The organism is Dactylosporangium darangshiense, from assembly GCF_039537565.1.
GTDB classification, from domain to species: Bacteria; Actinomycetota; Actinomycetes; order Mycobacteriales; family Micromonosporaceae; genus Dactylosporangium; species Dactylosporangium darangshiense.
In genome coordinates this window covers 1-1,338 of record NZ_BAABAT010000186.1, presented here as the reverse complement: position 1 = coordinate 1,338, position 1,338 = coordinate 1, and the positions used below count along the sequence as shown (strand labels likewise).

The following is a 1,338-nucleotide window of genomic DNA, read 5'->3' as shown; positions in this document are numbered from 1 at the left end:
CAAGCCCCTGGTCGGTGCCTCGTCCGTCGTCTGTCCCGGCATAGCGGTAATGGGGTTGGTCCCGGCAGCGTGTAATCGGGTTGGTGAGACGACGGGCGGGGCTGCCCATGATGAGCGTCGAGGTAACTGTGGTTCCTCAATGCCGCGTGGGGCTCGCCCCGACCCCGGCTTGACGGGCCGCCTGCAGATGTCAGGCGGCGATGGGCATCACCGTGCGGGGTTCGGCGCCGTGGGTGGCGATGGCCGGGTCCCAGGCCCGGCCGGTGGTGACGACGGCGTGCAGTTGCCGCAGGATCGCTGCGGCGATCACGGCCTGTGCCTGGGTGACGGTGAGCGTGTTCTGCGCTCGGGTGGTGAGGTGGGTGAACCGGGCGGCGTAGACCGGGTTGGCGCGTTGCGCGCCCCACACGGCTCGCCAGGCGGCCAGCCGCAACCCGGGGCGTCCTTGTCCGGTCAGTTTGGTGCGGCCTTTGAATGTGCCGGACAGCTTCTCCCGCGGGGCCAGGCCGGCGTGCTTGACCAGCGCCCGGGCACTGGCAAATCGTTGCAGGTCACCGGTCTCGGCCAGGATCGCCGCGGCGCCGACCGCGGACAGACCAGGGATCGAGGTCACCAGCTCGGTCAGCCGCAGTCCGTCCAGGACTGCTGTCATCCGCGTCTCGGTGTCCTGCAGCCGCCGGTGGGTCTCGAGCCAGTCGCTGAGCAGCAGCGCCACCCGTTCCAAGGCACCCGCCCGGTGCGCGATCACGCCAGCCGGATCGGTCAACGCCGCGAACAACAGCCGCACGATCCGCAAACAGGGTCGCTGCCGGCCGCGTCGGACGACCTCGCGGTGCACCGCCGTGTCAAACCGCACCAACCCCAGCCGGCGGGTCCGGGCCAGGTCCCCGCCATCACGGTCCACCACGACGCTCAACGCGGCAGTCCACGTCAACGAACGAAACGGTTGCCGGGCGCTCTGCAACGCCGCCGGCCAGACGCACTCCAGCAGAGCTCGGATCTGCTGGACCTGACTGCCGGCCTCCACCAGCAGCTGCTCCCGCCGCGCGCCCAGATGCCGCAGCCGGCCCCACGTCTCATCGACTGGTTCGGGAACGTAGCAGCGCAGCTGCGCCGTCAGCCGGGCAATGATCACCGCGTCTTTCTCATCGGTCTTGTCGAACGTCAGATCCTCGCTGCGCCGCGCCCACGACGACAGCATCGGCTGGACGCACACGAACGGCATGCTCCGTTCCCCGGCCAGCTGACCCAGCACCCGCCAGCGGTGACCGGTCGGTTCGCACGCCACCGTCACGCCGGCGAAGCCCTTCACCGCGGCCTGCTTCCCCGCCCAGTCCA

The 1,338-nt window shown here is 70.3% G+C and carries 1 protein-coding gene; it reads right to left on the bottom strand.

Going from position 1 to position 1,338, the window contains the following annotated elements:
- Positions 1-190: 190 nt before the first annotated feature.
- A partial coding sequence (locus tag ABD901_RS58590; protein ID WP_345145064.1) for a transposase occupies positions 191-1,338 on the bottom strand: 1,148 nt, incomplete at its 5' end.